Source organism: Kluyvera huaxiensis (assembly GCF_040149365.1).
Taxonomy (GTDB): Bacteria; Pseudomonadota; Gammaproteobacteria; order Enterobacterales; family Enterobacteriaceae; genus Kluyvera; species Kluyvera intermedia_A.
Window position 1 is genome coordinate 1 of sequence record NZ_JBEFLV010000015.1, and the last position, 13,327, is coordinate 13,327.

The 13,327-nt window shown below is 55.0% G+C and carries 12 protein-coding genes and 1 pseudogene; 4 read left to right on the forward strand and 9 right to left on the reverse strand.

The features are described from left to right. From ABOC97_RS15600 to ABOC97_RS15615, 4 genes and pseudogenes are all read left to right on the forward strand, one after another. The coding region (locus ABOC97_RS15600; RefSeq protein ID WP_000306011.1) for an IS1 family transposase at positions 1–135 on the forward strand (135 nt) is incomplete at its 5' end. Between the two features lie 15 nt (positions 136–150). Beyond that, a pseudogene (stbD, locus tag ABOC97_RS15605) lies at positions 151–855 on the forward strand (fimbrial usher protein StbD); the annotation flags it as partial. Further along, positions 821–1,534: a fimbrial assembly chaperone gene (locus ABOC97_RS15610; RefSeq protein WP_349599416.1), complete on the forward strand. Its 714-nt coding sequence runs from the start codon at positions 821–823 to the stop codon at positions 1,532–1,534. The pseudogene stbD and the gene ABOC97_RS15610, both read left to right, overlap by 35 nt. 109 nt (positions 1,535–1,643) lie before the next feature. Further along, entirely contained in the window at positions 1,644–2,339 is a 696-nt protein-coding gene (locus tag ABOC97_RS15615; protein WP_349599419.1) for a GNAT family N-acetyltransferase, read from the forward strand. A 22-nt stretch (positions 2,340–2,361) separates the two neighbouring features. On the opposite strand, the gene ABOC97_RS15620 is transcribed toward ABOC97_RS15615, so the two are convergent. The 9 genes from ABOC97_RS15620 to ABOC97_RS15660 all read right to left on the reverse strand — a co-directional run bounded on the left by ABOC97_RS15620 (position 2,362) and on the right by ABOC97_RS15660 (position 13,206). Beyond that, entirely contained in the window at positions 2,362–3,603 is a 1,242-nt protein-coding gene (locus ABOC97_RS15620; RefSeq protein ID WP_349599422.1) for an MDR family MFS transporter, read from the reverse strand. Positions 3,604–3,618: 15 nt separating this feature from the next. Then, positions 3,619–4,380, reverse strand: coding sequence for a siderophore ABC transporter ATP-binding protein EitC (eitC, locus tag ABOC97_RS15625; protein WP_349599424.1), 762 nt, complete (start codon positions 4,378–4,380; stop codon positions 3,619–3,621). Then, on the reverse strand, positions 4,380–5,417 hold the full coding sequence (locus ABOC97_RS15630; protein WP_349599427.1) for a FecCD family ABC transporter permease: 1,038 nt from the start codon (positions 5,415–5,417) through the stop codon (positions 4,380–4,382). The genes eitC and ABOC97_RS15630 overlap by 1 nt, the downstream gene beginning before the upstream one ends. Continuing rightward, on the reverse strand, positions 5,417–6,415 hold the full coding sequence (eitA, locus tag ABOC97_RS15635) for a siderophore ABC transporter substrate-binding protein EitA (RefSeq protein ID WP_349599430.1): 999 nt from the start codon (positions 6,413–6,415) through the stop codon (positions 5,417–5,419). Before eitA ends, ABOC97_RS15630 begins: the two co-directional genes overlap by 1 nt. Positions 6,416–6,656: 241 nt before the next feature. Continuing rightward, on the reverse strand, positions 6,657–7,661 hold the full coding sequence (locus ABOC97_RS15640; protein WP_349599433.1) for a LacI family DNA-binding transcriptional regulator: 1,005 nt from the start codon (positions 7,659–7,661) through the stop codon (positions 6,657–6,659). Between the two features lie 30 nt (positions 7,662–7,691). Continuing rightward, positions 7,692–9,092 (reverse strand): sucrose-6-phosphate hydrolase, encoded by a 1,401-nt coding sequence (locus tag ABOC97_RS15645; RefSeq protein WP_349599436.1) that lies wholly within the window; start codon positions 9,090–9,092, stop codon positions 7,692–7,694. Beyond that, positions 9,092–10,462, reverse strand: coding sequence for a sucrose-specific PTS transporter subunit IIBC (locus ABOC97_RS15650; RefSeq protein ID WP_349599439.1), 1,371 nt, complete (start codon positions 10,460–10,462; stop codon positions 9,092–9,094). Before ABOC97_RS15650 ends, ABOC97_RS15645 begins: the two co-directional genes overlap by 1 nt. Before the next feature lie 136 nt (positions 10,463–10,598). After that, a complete protein-coding gene (locus tag ABOC97_RS15655) occupies positions 10,599–12,116 on the reverse strand; it encodes a carbohydrate porin (RefSeq protein ID WP_349599442.1) in 1,518 nt (505 codons plus the stop codon). 166 nt (positions 12,117–12,282) lie between these two features. Further along, positions 12,283–13,206, reverse strand: a complete 924-nt coding sequence (locus tag ABOC97_RS15660; RefSeq protein ID WP_349599444.1) for an aminoimidazole riboside kinase — start codon at positions 13,204–13,206, stop codon at positions 12,283–12,285. Positions 13,207–13,327: the final 121 nt, after the last annotated feature.

Genomic DNA, 13,327 nt, shown 5'->3' on the forward strand with positions numbered 1-13,327 from the left:
CGCATTGAGCGACATAACCTGAATCTGAGACAACATCTGGCAAGGCTGGGACGGAAGTCACTGTCGTTCTCAAAATCGGTGGAGCTGCATGACAAGGTCATCGGGCATTATCTGAACATAAAACACTATCAGTAAGTTGGAGTCATTACCAAAGATGCCTATAGTCAACCTCGCGGATATATTGCGTTTAAAGGCCCGGGATTAGATAGCAATAACCTGATGGTCGGTGCGGATAGCGCCAGTAATTATTATGGCTGGCATCATAACTGGCCCGGTGGATGGAACACTTACGGCAAAGTCACCTATGTGCGCGGCGCGTTATGCCAGGTACAGGATTATCCTTCAACGGTTTTGCTGCCCACGGCGAGTAGCACCGAGTTGAAAGCGGGCATGAGCAGTCAGGCACCTTTTTCCGTCAGTATCGAATGTGAGTCAGGGGCGGTGTCATCCACCAATGCCTCGACCACCTCATCGGCCAACGTCGCGATGGGTTTTTTAGTCAACCAACCGACGGCGGTCAACAGCGCGCAGCAGCTGGGTTTAGTCACCAGCGGCGGGGGGCTGACATGGCTACTTGATAGCCGTTATGGTAGCCCCGGCGTGGCGTCGGGCGTCGGGATCCGTATTTACAATAGCAAGGGTGGAATAGTGAACCTGTTGCCCAACCGGGGTAGTACCGGGGGCGGTAATTTGCGCGGTTGGTATGCGTTTAAAGATCTCACTTCTCTGGCCAGCTCAGGGATGACAAATAGTTACCGGGGCGACTTTACGGCGTCGCTTGAGGCAATCAGTGGCCAAACGATTACGGCGGGGACAGTCAATGCGCAGCTCCAGGTGGTGGTCAGTTTTCAGTAATACCTTCTGTGGCCTGCTCTGGCTGGCGGCGATGCACAGCGTCGCCGCAGTCAATGTGGACAGTACGCGGGTGATTTTTGCGGCGCAAGAGCGACAGCAAACGCTCAATTTGTCCAACGATGGCAGCACGCCAATGTTGCTTCAGGTGTGGACGGATTTTGGCGACCCGCAGGTGACGCCGGATCGGGTGGTCACGCCGGTGGTGGTACTGCCCCCACTATTTAAAATGTTACCCGGTGAGCTACGCGGATTACGCTTGATGTTGAGCTCCCGTGACGGCCTGCCGGATGACAGAGAGAGCGTAATTTGGCTCAATATTTTCCAGATAGCGCCGATGAGCAATGACGCCGCGCAGCCACAGGACAAATTAACGCTGCCGCTGCGTCTACGCTTAAAAGTCTTTATCCGCCCGGTGAAGTTACAGGCGCCGCAGCCACAAGATGAAGAGGCGCTGCAATTTACCGCCACGAGTGGCGCCATGAAGATAACCAACCCCACGGCGTGGCATATGAGCCTGACGGTAACGCTAGCGGGACAACCGCCAATCAATAATCTGATGGTCTCTCCTTTTGCCGAATTGACCGTGCCGCTAGCAGTTCCCGCGTTAGCCGGCAGCATTATCGATTATCGTGTTATTACTGATGATGGTCATTTCCGCGACTACCGTAAGCGTTTGTGATTTGCCTGCGGGCCTGAAACTATTGCGTACATGAGCGCCTTTATGCTTTGTTATTACGCGTACTGAATCCTCATACCATCATAAACGCGTATTCACAGGAGAAAGACAGGTGCCGGAAATCAATGAGTTTGGTCAGCAGGTCAACGACCGCGTCCCGGATTGGCAAGGGGCGCAGCTGCTCCGGCGAGTGGCGCTCAACGGCCATTTTTGTCGGCTGGAACCGCTGGATGCGGCCCGTCACGCGGGGGATTTATTCGACGCTTACGCCTCTGGTGATGATAGCGATTGGACGTGGCTTGCTAGCTCAAAGCCAGAGAGCCTCGACGCCACTGTCCGTTGGCTTACCGGCAAGGTGATGGACGACGCCCTGGTGCCTTACGCGGTTATCTGTCTGCAAACCGAGCGTGCCGTAGGGATTGTCAGCTATATGGCTATCGACCAATCAATGGGGACGGTGGAAATTGGTCACGTCACCTGGTCACGGAAAATGAAGGCTACGCCGCTGGGTACCGAGGCCGTCTGGCTGCTGCTAAAAAACGGCTTTGCCAATGGCTACCGCCGCATGGAATGGAAATGCGATTCGATGAACCTGGCCTCCCGTCGCGCCGCCGAGCGCCTGGGCTTTAGCTGGGAAGGGCGCTTACGGCATAAAATAGTGCGTAAAGGACGCACGCGCGACAGCGATATTCTGTCGATAATTAACGATGAATGGTCGGATCGCGACGCCGTACTCCGCCGCTGGTTAGCGGCGAGCAATTTTGATGAGCAGGGACGTCAGCGGCAGCCACTGGCCGCGTTCCGCTAAGTGATGGGCGTGGTACTCAGTCTTAGGTATTGAGCCGTTCTGGCGGTAGTCGGCAAATACGCGTCAGGGCAATCGCGCTGCACAGAGGAAACGCCGCCAGCAGCAGCCAGGGATAAACGGCCTGCGGTGAGGGCGTCAGCGCGTTATCCAACAACGGGCCAAATAGCAGATTACCCACCAGCACGGCAACCCCCCCGGCGGTGGCGAGCGCGCCGTAGTGTGCGCCAAGCGTTGACTCCTCAGCAAAACCGGGAATTAAATCTTTCGCCGAGGGCACCAGCAGCATTTGGCCTAGCGTCAACAGTGTGACCAGACACACCGCAGGCAGTAACCTCAGCCATCCCACCGGTGGCGGCGAAGCGGCAAACATAGCCACGCTGGCAAAAGCTGCAGAAAGCAGCAAAAAGCCGAGCGGTAAAATCCTCACCGCCCCCACTCGCCGTGCCAACCGCGCCAGCGGAAGCTGAAAAGCGATAATCAACACTGAGGCCAGCATAAACAGAGGGCCGAGATCTTTCTCACTGCCGCCTGAACGCTGGATCTCGACCGGCAGCGCCAGATACAGCTGGTTGTAGCTCAAAAGCCACGAACTGTAGGCGATAATAAAGGCGACAAAGCGCGGCTGGCGAAACGTCGTCCACCAGGGAACGATTTTTATCGACCGTGTATGGTGCTGCGAATTTGGCAGGCAAAAATACAGCACCATTAATGCGATGACGAAGACCCCAGCCCCGGCCAGCGCAACCTGGCGAAAGCCAAGATGGGTCAGCAGCGCGCCAGCCACCGGGCCCAGCACTGCACCCAGTTCACCGCAAACGGCGAAGAGCGCAAACCACTCGCTACGACTGCGTTTTCCATTCGCCTCGCTCTGCGTCCCGGCTTTAGCCAGCAGCGCTTCGATCGACGGCGAGAAGAGCGCCCCGCCAATACCCGTGAGGCACGCCCCGAGGATAATCGGCCACAGCGATTGGCCGAATGCCAGCAGCAGATAGCCAACGACGCGAATGATGCAACCGCACAGGATAATGACTCTGGCACCATACCGGTCGGAAAGGGCACCGCCGATGATAAACATCCCTTGCTGCGAGAAAGTGCGCAGCCCGAGAATGAGCCCAATCAGCCCGCCAGAGAGCAGCATATCGTCGCGTAAAAATATCGCCAGGAACGGGACAACCGCGTAGAAGCCAATATTAAAAACAAACTGGCTGCCCAGCAAAACGGGTGGCCAGAGTGTGGTTGCAGGGCGCAGAGAAAAGCGGAACATGAAAATTACCCGCCGCTAAACGATAAAGTGAATATGCTTTTTGCCATGGAAGCGGGAGATCTCAATTTTGGTTTTCACCCGAAACACCTCCCAGAGAAGCTCTTCGGAAAGAATATCCTGCGGCGTCCCGGTGGCGATAATTCGCCCGTTTTGCATCACAATCAGCGAATCACAGAACATCGCTGCATGGTTAAGATCGTGGATGGCCACAATGCTAGTCACCGGTAACTCACTGATCAACTGCATTAATTGCATCTGGTGATGAATATCCAGGTGGTTGGTCGGTTCATCAAGCAGAATTTCAGTGGGTGTCTGCGCCAGCGCACGGGCGATATGTACCCGCTGGCGCTCCCCACCGGACAAACTGAGCCAGCCCTGATCGCTTTTTTCCAGCATATCCACTCTTTGCAGCGCCGCCGTGACGGTTTGGTCATCGTGGGTGCTCCAGTTAGAAAAAGCGGAATGGTGCGGAATACGGCCAAGTTTGACCACGTCACGCACGCGCATATTGGCATCGGTCATACCGTGTTGTTCCACGAAGGCCACCCGCCGGGCGAGCTGTTTTTTCGCTATCCGGGAAATGTCCTGTCCATCCAGAGTCACGCAGCCAGCATCCGGGCGACGAAGGCCCGCGAGGATACGTAAAAGTGAGGATTTACCGCATCCGTTGGGACCAAGCAGCCCGACCGTTTCACCGCGAGAAACGTTCAACGAGACGCCGTTAACGATGACTTTTTTACCGACCTTCCAGGTAATATTTTCAGCGCAGATACTCATCACTTATTCCTTGAGCGGTAAATAATAATGGCAAAGAACGGGACGCCGACCAGCGCCGTTACCACGCCAACCGGAAGACTTTGCGGTGCAATCAGTAACCGCGAAGCGATATCTGCCAGCACCATCAGGATGGCACCGGCCAGCGCGCTAGCGATAAGCAACGTGCGATGCAGCGGGCCGAAGAAGAAGCGCATGACGTGAGGCACTACCAGCCCAACAAACCCAATCGACCCCGCCATACTGACGATAGTCGCGGTAATGAGTGCGGTAGTGGTAAAGAGGGCGAGTCGTACCCACGGCACGGCAATGCCTAAAGAGGCGGCGGCATCATCCCCAAAGGTAAAGGCATCCAGCGCGCGCGAGTAGTAGAGGCAGACGGCAAGACCTGCCAACACCACTACCAGCACCAGCTGGAACTCAGGCCATCGCACGCCGCTGAAGCTGCCCAGTAGCCAGAACATGACATCGCGTGCCTGCTGCGCGCTGGCGGAGGTGCTGATGGTGTAAGCGGTGATAGCGTTGAAAAGTTGCGAAGCCGCAACCCCGGCCAGAATCGTCCGTTCGTTACCGCCCCGCGCGCCGTTGGTGAGAAAGGCAACAAAGGCAAAGGCGGCAAATGCCCCGGCAAATGCGCCTGCCGACAATGACACCGCCCCGGTACCTATCCCCAATACTACGACGGATACCGCCCCCGTAGATGCCCCGGCCGATACCCCGAGTACGTAGGGTTCGGCCAGCGCATTCTTCAGCAGGCTTTGTAAAACGGCGCCGCAAATTGCTAATCCGGCGCCACAGCATGCCGCTACCAGCGCGCGGCTCAGGCGGAAGTCCCAAATCACACTTTCATAGATGCGGTTGAGCGGGACGTCAGTCAGTCCCATGCGATTACTGATGGCGTAAAAGACGTTTTGCAGCGGGATGGATAATTCGCCCACGCTAACGCCAATGGCAATCACCAGCAATAACAACACGATTGACAGCAAACATGAGGTGGTCAGGAACAGCCCCTGTCGCGACGAAAGAGCAGCAGTCGTCATCAGTTCAGCCCTAATTTTCTAAGCTGTTCGGCAACCTGTTCAGCACCGTAGATAGTCCTGATGGTCGGGTTCATTGCCTGACCGTCCATGACCACAATGTGTCCTTTTTTAACCGCGTCCAGTTGGCTAACGGCAGGATCGCTTTTCAGGAATTTGATTTTTTCTTCGGCATTATCAAGCGCCCAGCGATTACGGTCGAGGCTGGAGACGACGATGACGTCAGGATTGGCAGCGATAATGCTTTCCCAGCCGACCGTTGGCCATTCGGTCTCAGAGGTGATGGCGTTATGTCCACCCAGCACGTTGGCAATAAAGCCGGATGCGCTGTTTTTACCCCCTACGTAGGCATCTGAAGAGGGGGATGCGCTGGAGAACCAAAAGACGAAAGAGAGATCCTTTTTATTCTTGCTGAATTCCGTGCGCAGGTCGTTCTCGCGTTTTTTGAAATCGGCAATCAGCGCTTCGCCACGAGGCTGGACATTAAAAATGGTGGCGAAATCAGCGATCTCTTTATACAGATAGGTCATGTCCCACAGCTTTTGGCGGCTGCCGTACATATCGCCCGCGGCTTTTTTGGTGGCGCACATACCCGGTGATAAATAGCTGTTTACGCCGACGGTAGCCAGATCTTCACGTTTGGCGACTTTACTTTCCGGGCCGAGTAAAAGAGGGAGTTGTGCGGGAACAAAATCAGGGTTTTGCGAGAGGACAGATTCAAGCGTCGGAATTTCTACCGTCAGTAATTTGATTTTGGCATTTTGCTCCGCCAGCTGCGGCAGAACTTTGGTTGGCCAAAATGCGCTGGCGACCACGTGATTTTGCAGTCCTAACAGTAGCAAAATCTCAACGGTATTTTGCCCCAGCGCCACAACGCGTTCAGGCGGTTTGCTAAATGTCTCTTTATATCCACAGTTTTCCATGGTCAGAGGATAAGTGGTTGCCAGAGCAGAGCTGACCGACGCAAACACCATACCTAACGCGCAGATGACCTTTTTCATTAAATGCTAGCCTTCATTAAAATAGTTATTGAGGAGACTGGATTTTTCTAATGCTAATGAAACTCATTACTGAGGCGTGGTTTTATACAATGGCGTATTTATGATGTCAATGAGAGACGATTTTTGCCGATTTGTTATCGAGAATCGCTAAATGTGAGAGGGCGGGCGCGTTGCAATTGTCGTCATAAAGAGTGAATTAACGCCCCGAATCTGGCCCACAGAGGCGTTGAATAGCGGTCTATTAGCGATGGCGGATTTGCAGACTCGCAGGCAGATAGCGCTGTAGCGGCTGCGGGGTATTGCCGTCGATGAGCTGGCTAATCAAGTCATAACAGTGCCAGGCCAGCTGGCGGTTATCCTGCCCAACGGTGTCTATGCGCAGTGACAGTGAATCGTAGAGATAATGATCGTCGAAACTTGCCAGATGAATCCCTGAATCCAGCAAATTGTGCTGGCTCATATAGCGCAGAACCCCTTCCAACAGCCCACAAGCGGCGGTAAACAGCGCCTTTGGCGGACGGCCAAGGCGTGCGCAAAGGGCGGCGAACATCTCGTAGCCGGAGCTGGGATGGTAGTTGCCGTTGAGCACCCATTCCGGGCGGAGTTCAACGCCCGCCTGAGCCAAACCCTGGGTGAATCCGGCCAGACGATCACGTGATGGCGACAAGCGCGGCTGGCCGCCTAAAAACCAGAATTCATCGCGGTGCAAAGGCGCAATACGTGAAATCAGATCGGCCGTTGGGGTGATAGAGTCGGTCATCACCAGCGGAAGGTTGCTCTCATTGGGGCAGCGGTCAAATAACACCACCGGCAGTTGCTCGCTGAGTTTCAGGTAGTCGGCATCGTTGTGCATGCAGGACGCGACGATAAGCCCGTCGACCTGACGGGCAATCATATTGTTAACCACCACGCTCTCCTGACCGGGGTTCTCATCGGTACAGGAGATAAGCAGCTGCACGCCCGCTTCGCGACACAGCATTTCAAGCTCATGGGAGAAGACGGCAAAACCGTAGTTGGTTATCTCCGGCACCACCAACCCGATGGTATGACTGCGGTTATCGCGCAAAGAGCGGGCGTGAATACTTGGTTGGTAGTGCTGCTCGCGCGCTATCGCCTGCACGCGATCGCGCGTTTCCTGCGCCACGCGCAGCTCCTTGCCACGACCGTTCAGCACCAGGCTGGCGGTGGCTTTGGAAACCCCCGCCAGTTCGGCGATATCTTTAATGGTAACGCGTTTGGTTTTCATCACTACGCCATGAGCCTGAAATCAATACGCTTATTCTACCATGTATGGGCGCAGCGGCCAGTAACAGAATGCGCCCGGTTTGCTGCCGTTAAAAATCAGTTGCCCTGGATAAGTCGGGAAGTAGCGGCTGCTCATCACCCCTTCGCCGTCATTGATGAATATTTCAACGCTCGATCTGTCGATGTAGATCCGCAGCGAACGTACATCTCCCTGCCAGTAGCGATAGTGCGTTTCATCACCAACCAGACTGCGCCGCGCCAGACGAATGCCGCTGGCATCGTGCTTCAGCATTAACGCACCGCCGAAATCAATCGAAAATTCATCGGCACTGGCTGTCTCGAGGAAAATTTCCATTGGCGCAAGCGGTAGGGCTGTTTCCTGCCAGCCTTGCGCTTCGCCGCGCAGTGCGGTTAGCTCGCGCAACGGGCGTTGATAGAGCTTGCCGTCGATAAATTCCAGCTCACGCAGGCAGGTCATCTGGTGGATCCAGCCGTGGGCGAGCGTTGGCTGATGCATCTCTTCGCCATCCGGGACGCCCATCCAGCCGACCAGCAGACGGCGACCATCATGGGTCTGCATGGTTTGCGGGGCGTAAAACTCGAATCCCGCGTCAAGTTCATGCAGTGGCCCATGATTGAACGTCGCGCGGGTGTAATCAAACTTACCGGCCATCCACACTGCGGGATAGGTGTTGAGGTAGCGCTGCTCCTCATGAGGGATACCTTGAGGGCAGCAGATTAAAATGTGCTGGTCATCAAGGGGAAACAGGTCCGGACATTCCCACATATACCCGGCGTCGTGCAGGGCGTTGATGCCATAACCGGCGATTTCGCCCTCGCTTGTCCATTGCTGAAGATCTGCGGAGCTAAAGAGCAGCACCTTGCCGTTTTTTTGCAGATCCTGCGCACCCAGCACCATGTACCAGCGACCGTCATGCTGCCAGACTTTTGGGTCACGCACGTGCCCGGTGTAACCCGCAGGTAGCGGCAAGACTGGGCCGAGCTTGGTAAAGGTACCGTCGACATTTTCCGTTGCCAGACACTGCCAGGCCGTTCGCCCGCCATCGTCAAATTTGACGTTGCCGGTATAGCACAGAGTGAGCGTGCCGTTGTTATCTACCGCGCTGCCAGAGTAGCAGCCGTTGCGGTCGTACTCTTCATCTGGCATCAGGGCTAGCGGCTCATGCTGCCAGTGCAACAGGTCGGCGGAACTCCAGTGTCCCCAGCATTTGAACTTATGATCGCAAGCCAGCGGGTTCCACTGATAAAACAGATGATAGCGCCCGGCAAACTCAACAAAACCGTTAGGATCGTTCATCAACCCGGTGACAGGCGCGTGATGCCAGTGCGGGTAGTGGCTATCGGCCAGCGCGCGTGGCTGGCCCTGCATAACGGCCTGCAAAACTGCAGGCAGGCGTGATGGAAGTGACATTATTCAGCGTCCGTGTTGTATTTCAGCACCAGGGAGACGATAAAGGCGACGCCAAAGGCGATGACCATCCCGATAATGTAGTTTAGCAGTGAGCTAGCCTGCACGATGGCCATACCCGGGATTGCCGTCAGGCCAACCGCAGTCATATAAACGTGCATGGATACTACCCACGCACCGCCTGCGGCACCGCCGATAAGTGCGGCGATAAAGGGTTTCACGAAACGTAAGTTGATACCAAAAATAGCGGCCTCGGTTATCCCCAGCATGGCAGAAAATGCCGATGGCAGGGTAATGGCCTTAATTTTCGCATCCTTAGTTTTAAACCAGACGGCCAGACATGCGCCGCCCTGGGCGACGTTTGCCATGGCCCAAATCGGCAGCAGGAAGTTGACGCCGATAGATGGATTACCCAGCAACCCGGCTTCGATGGCGTGGAAGCTGTGATGAATCCCGGTGATGACAATCACGGAATAGAGACCGCCAAACAGCAGTCCGGCCAACCAGCCAGCGTGAGTAATAAGGGTACTCAGGATAAACGAAATGCCATCGCCGAGAGCACGGCCAGCGGGACCGATAATCAGCAGGGCGATAAAGCCGGAGATGATTACCGTCAGGAATGGCGTCAGGATCAGATCGAGCGCATCGGGGATCACGCGGCGCAGCTGTTTCTCAACGATGCTCATAAACCACACCGCCAGCAGCACCGGGAATACCGTACCCTGATAGCCAATCATGGCAATCTCAAGGCCGAAGAAGTTCATGCTGTGGAAACCTGCGGCCACGCCCCAGGCGTTGGTGAGCGCCGGATGGGTCAAAATACCGCCCAGCGTTGCGCCGAGATAGGGGTTGCCGCCAAACTCGCGGGCGGCGGTGAAGCCAATCAGAATCGGCAGAATAATAAACGCCGCCGAGCTGCACATATCCAGAATGATATAAATGGCGTTACTGGAATCCACCCAGCCGTAGGTTTTGACCATTCCCAGCAGGCCCATCAACAGACCCGAAGCGACGATAGCCGGGATAATCGGCACGAAAATATTCGACAACAGGCGAGCGATACGCTGGAAAGGGTTAAGCTTTTGGGCCGCAATATCGGCAGCTTCCGATTTGCTGGATTCGCCGATACCTGCCACCTGGATAAAGGCGGCGTAGACTTTATTCACCACACCCGTACCGAATATAATCTGCATCTGCCCGGCGTTACGGAAACAGCCCTTAACCCCTTCGATTTTGCCAATAGCCTGCTGGTCTGCGAGCGAATCATCTACGAGGACCAGACGCAGACGCGTGGCGCAGTGTGCGGCGCTGGCGATGTTTTCCTTGCCTCCCAAAAGGGGAAGCAGCGAGCGGGAAATTTGTTCAAAATCCATAGTACCCTCTGAATACGTCATGATTTGCGAGATATGTTCCCGTGATTACGGGGTGCAGTTTCTGCGTTGTTATTGTGTCCGGGGCGACGAAACGCGCATCGCCACCCCGGTTATTACTGGCTTCAGGTGTTCACCATCAGAACCAGGTTTCCATCTGAATACCGAAGTTCCACTCGCCGCCAGCGTTGAAGCCGCTGCTGCCGAAGGCATCGTTGCTGGCGTAATTATCCAGCTTTTTGCTCCAGTCCATCCATGTCGCGAACAGGCGCAGTTCGGGACGGTTGAAGAAATCGCCAATGTCGCCGACTTTAAACGTCGGGGCGAACGTGAGTTTATAGAAACTGCCGTTCACCGCGTTGCGATCTTTATAACCTTCTGGATGCAGGTCCATATATTGGTAGCTGCCTTCGTAGGCCAGTGCGAAATTCTGGGTGAGTTCCTGAATCAGGCGGACGTTGAAAGTGACCCATTCATAGCTATCGCCTTTGACGTAGCGGTCTTTACTGCTTTGCGCCAGTACAGCCGGTGCAATATGCCAGCGTTCGCTGAGCGGCGTGGTGCCGTAGCTGGCAAAACGCCAGGTATTGGCATCGGAGAGCAGCGCGCCGTCCGAACCGATACCTTTAACTTCCGCACCCAGACCGTGACCGTAGAGCAGGGCGGTTTTGCTGCTGCCTTCACGCAGGCCGTAGAAACTGTCGTTATGCAGGCCAACCAGCGCATGCACGCCGTTATTGGCGGCATCGGTCTGGATAAGATCGCCATTGGCGTCTTTACGGTCGTCATTATCTTTTGCTCGCAGACCGCTGACCATCACCTGCACTGGGCCGATAAAATGGTTCATGCTCAGAATGTAGTTCTGCACATTATTATCAATGTCTTCAAGATCGCCGAAGTTACGCCCGTAAAGAGAGAAGTTACTGCGAATACTGTCGTTCCACTTCACATCATAAATACCGCCACCGGTCCCGGCGAGGAACAGCACGTCGGAATCGAGCCAGTGGATATCAAAGTTATCACGGTCAAAGCGTTTACCCGCCCACAGGGTGGAGCCTTTAAACGGCCCCTCGAAGCTTGGCAAGCTGCCGAGTTCGGCAAATGCCTGACGGATATTGAGATCGCTTGAGTCTGCGGACCAGTCGTTATAGGTTTTCTGACCATCGGCCAACATGGCTTTGAAGCGGGTGGTTGCGCCGTTGTCCAGCGTCTGTTTATGTTCAAGGTTCAGCTCGACGTAGGTATCGGCTTCATTACCTAAGCGACCAATAGCGCCGCCGGTTTCCCCGGCTGGCGTCACATAGGGGCCGCTTTTGCTGCTGGAAGCCGCATCGTTCATCAACAGGCCGGAGCGGGCATAGCCGTGGAATTCAAAACCACTTTTCTCATCAGATTTCTTCTCTAACCGGGCAGTACGCTGGGCGACTTCCTGAGTATTGTCCCGATTTTTTTGCTGCTGGGTGGTGAGCTGCTGGACTTTTTGCTCCGCCGACTCCGCGCGGTTTTCTGCCGTTTGTGCTCTATTTTCAGCATCTTGTAGGCGTTTCTCCATCGCAATAAGACGGGCTTCAATAGTGCTGAGATCGGTTTGTGCGTGGGCTGAGGCGGTGCCGGTTAGCAAAGCGATAAGAACCGCGAGTGTGCTTTTTTTATACATGCTGGTCGCATCCCAAAAGTAAAATTGAAAGAAGTGTGTTTTTGCTAAACCGGTTTAGTGGCTATGTTAAACATGCGCACTACGATCTTGAAATATAATTTGCTAAACCGGTTTAATAATTGTGATGAGGGCGACAAAGTGGGCCGCACGAAGCGGCCCGAAGGGATTAAAACTGGCGATTAAGATCGCGCTGGTAGGGGAGAGCCGTCATTGCGCCTTTGGCGGTGGTGGCTAATGCGCCGCAGGTTTGTGCCAGCTCGATGGTCGGTGCTAACGAGGCAACATCTGTCGGCATTCCTTGCGCGGCGAGGCTGGCGAGCAGGCCGGCAACGAAGGCATCGCCCGCACCGGTGGTATCTACGCTGACGACGGGTTTAGCTTTAAAGTGGATAAACTGTTGCTGGAAGGCGGCGAGTACGCCCGCTTTCCCTTGAGTGACGAGCAGTAATTCGGGCTGGTAGCGTTCGGCGACGCAGGCGATGCCTCTTTCTAAATCTTCACTGCCGCTGATAAAAACAAGCTCCTCTTCAGATAGTTTTATGACGCTGGCAAGATGCAACGCGCGGTCGAGGCACGCTTTTAATAGGTCCTGATCCTGCCAGAGGTCGGGGCGGATATTGGGATCAAAACTGACTCGGCCACCGGCAAGTTTTATCTTCTCCATCGCCGCGAAGGTGGCGCTACGGCTAGGCTCAGCGCTGAGCGCGATGGAGCAGACGTGCAGCCACTGGTTGGCCGCAAACGCCGGTAAATCTTCTGACGTTAAGAAAAGGTCGGCACTAGGGCGCACCATAAAGGTAAACGTCCGTTCGCCCTGATCGTCAAGGTCGACCACTACGGTGGAGGTGCGGTGGTGGGCATCGAGATGCATATGGCTGATGTCCACCTGTTCTCGTTGCAGGGTATGGCGCATAAAGCGGCCAAACGGATCGGCGCCGACGCGCCCGATAAATCCGCTATTGCCCCCAAGACGAGCAACACCCACCGCCACGTTAGCCGGTGCGCCGCCGGGACACTGTAGCAAGCGGCCCTCGCTTTCAGGCAGCAGGTCAATGACTGCGTCCCCCAGAACCCATACTTTTGCATTCATGCTGATATTTCCCTGTGTGCTAAACTTAGTTAAAACGGTTTAGCACATTAAAGCACAGCAATAAACTCAGTAAAACGATGTGATGCTAAAAATCAAAGCCACTGCGTGGAATTCATGGTTT

Excerpts from the sequence above, each read along its gene's own strand:
- ABOC97_RS15620 (WP_349599422.1), bottom strand. The coding sequence starts at position 3,603 with ATGTTCCGCTTTTCTCTGCGCCCTGCAACCACACTCTGGCCACCCGTT.
- ABOC97_RS15655 (WP_349599442.1), bottom strand. The coding sequence starts at position 12,116 with ATGTATAAAAAAAGCACACTCGCGGTTCTTATCGCTTTGCTAACCGGC.
- ABOC97_RS15645 (WP_349599436.1), bottom strand. The coding sequence starts at position 9,092 with ATGTCACTTCCATCACGCCTGCCTGCAGTTTTGCAGGCCGTTATGCAG.
- eitA (WP_349599430.1), bottom strand. The coding sequence starts at position 6,415 with ATGAAAAAGGTCATCTGCGCGTTAGGTATGGTGTTTGCGTCGGTCAGC.
- ABOC97_RS15610 (WP_349599416.1), top strand. The coding sequence starts at position 821 with ATGCGCAGCTCCAGGTGGTGGTCAGTTTTCAGTAATACCTTCTGTGGC.
- ABOC97_RS15640 (WP_349599433.1), bottom strand. The coding sequence starts at position 7,661 with ATGAAAACCAAACGCGTTACCATTAAAGATATCGCCGAACTGGCGGGG.
- ABOC97_RS15630 (WP_349599427.1), bottom strand. The coding sequence starts at position 5,417 with ATGACGACTGCTGCTCTTTCGTCGCGACAGGGGCTGTTCCTGACCACC.
- ABOC97_RS15650 (WP_349599439.1), bottom strand. The coding sequence starts at position 10,462 with ATGGATTTTGAACAAATTTCCCGCTCGCTGCTTCCCCTTTTGGGAGGC.
- ABOC97_RS15660 (WP_349599444.1), bottom strand. The coding sequence starts at position 13,206 with ATGAATGCAAAAGTATGGGTTCTGGGGGACGCAGTCATTGACCTGCTG.
- eitC (WP_349599424.1), bottom strand. The coding sequence starts at position 4,380 with ATGAGTATCTGCGCTGAAAATATTACCTGGAAGGTCGGTAAAAAAGTC.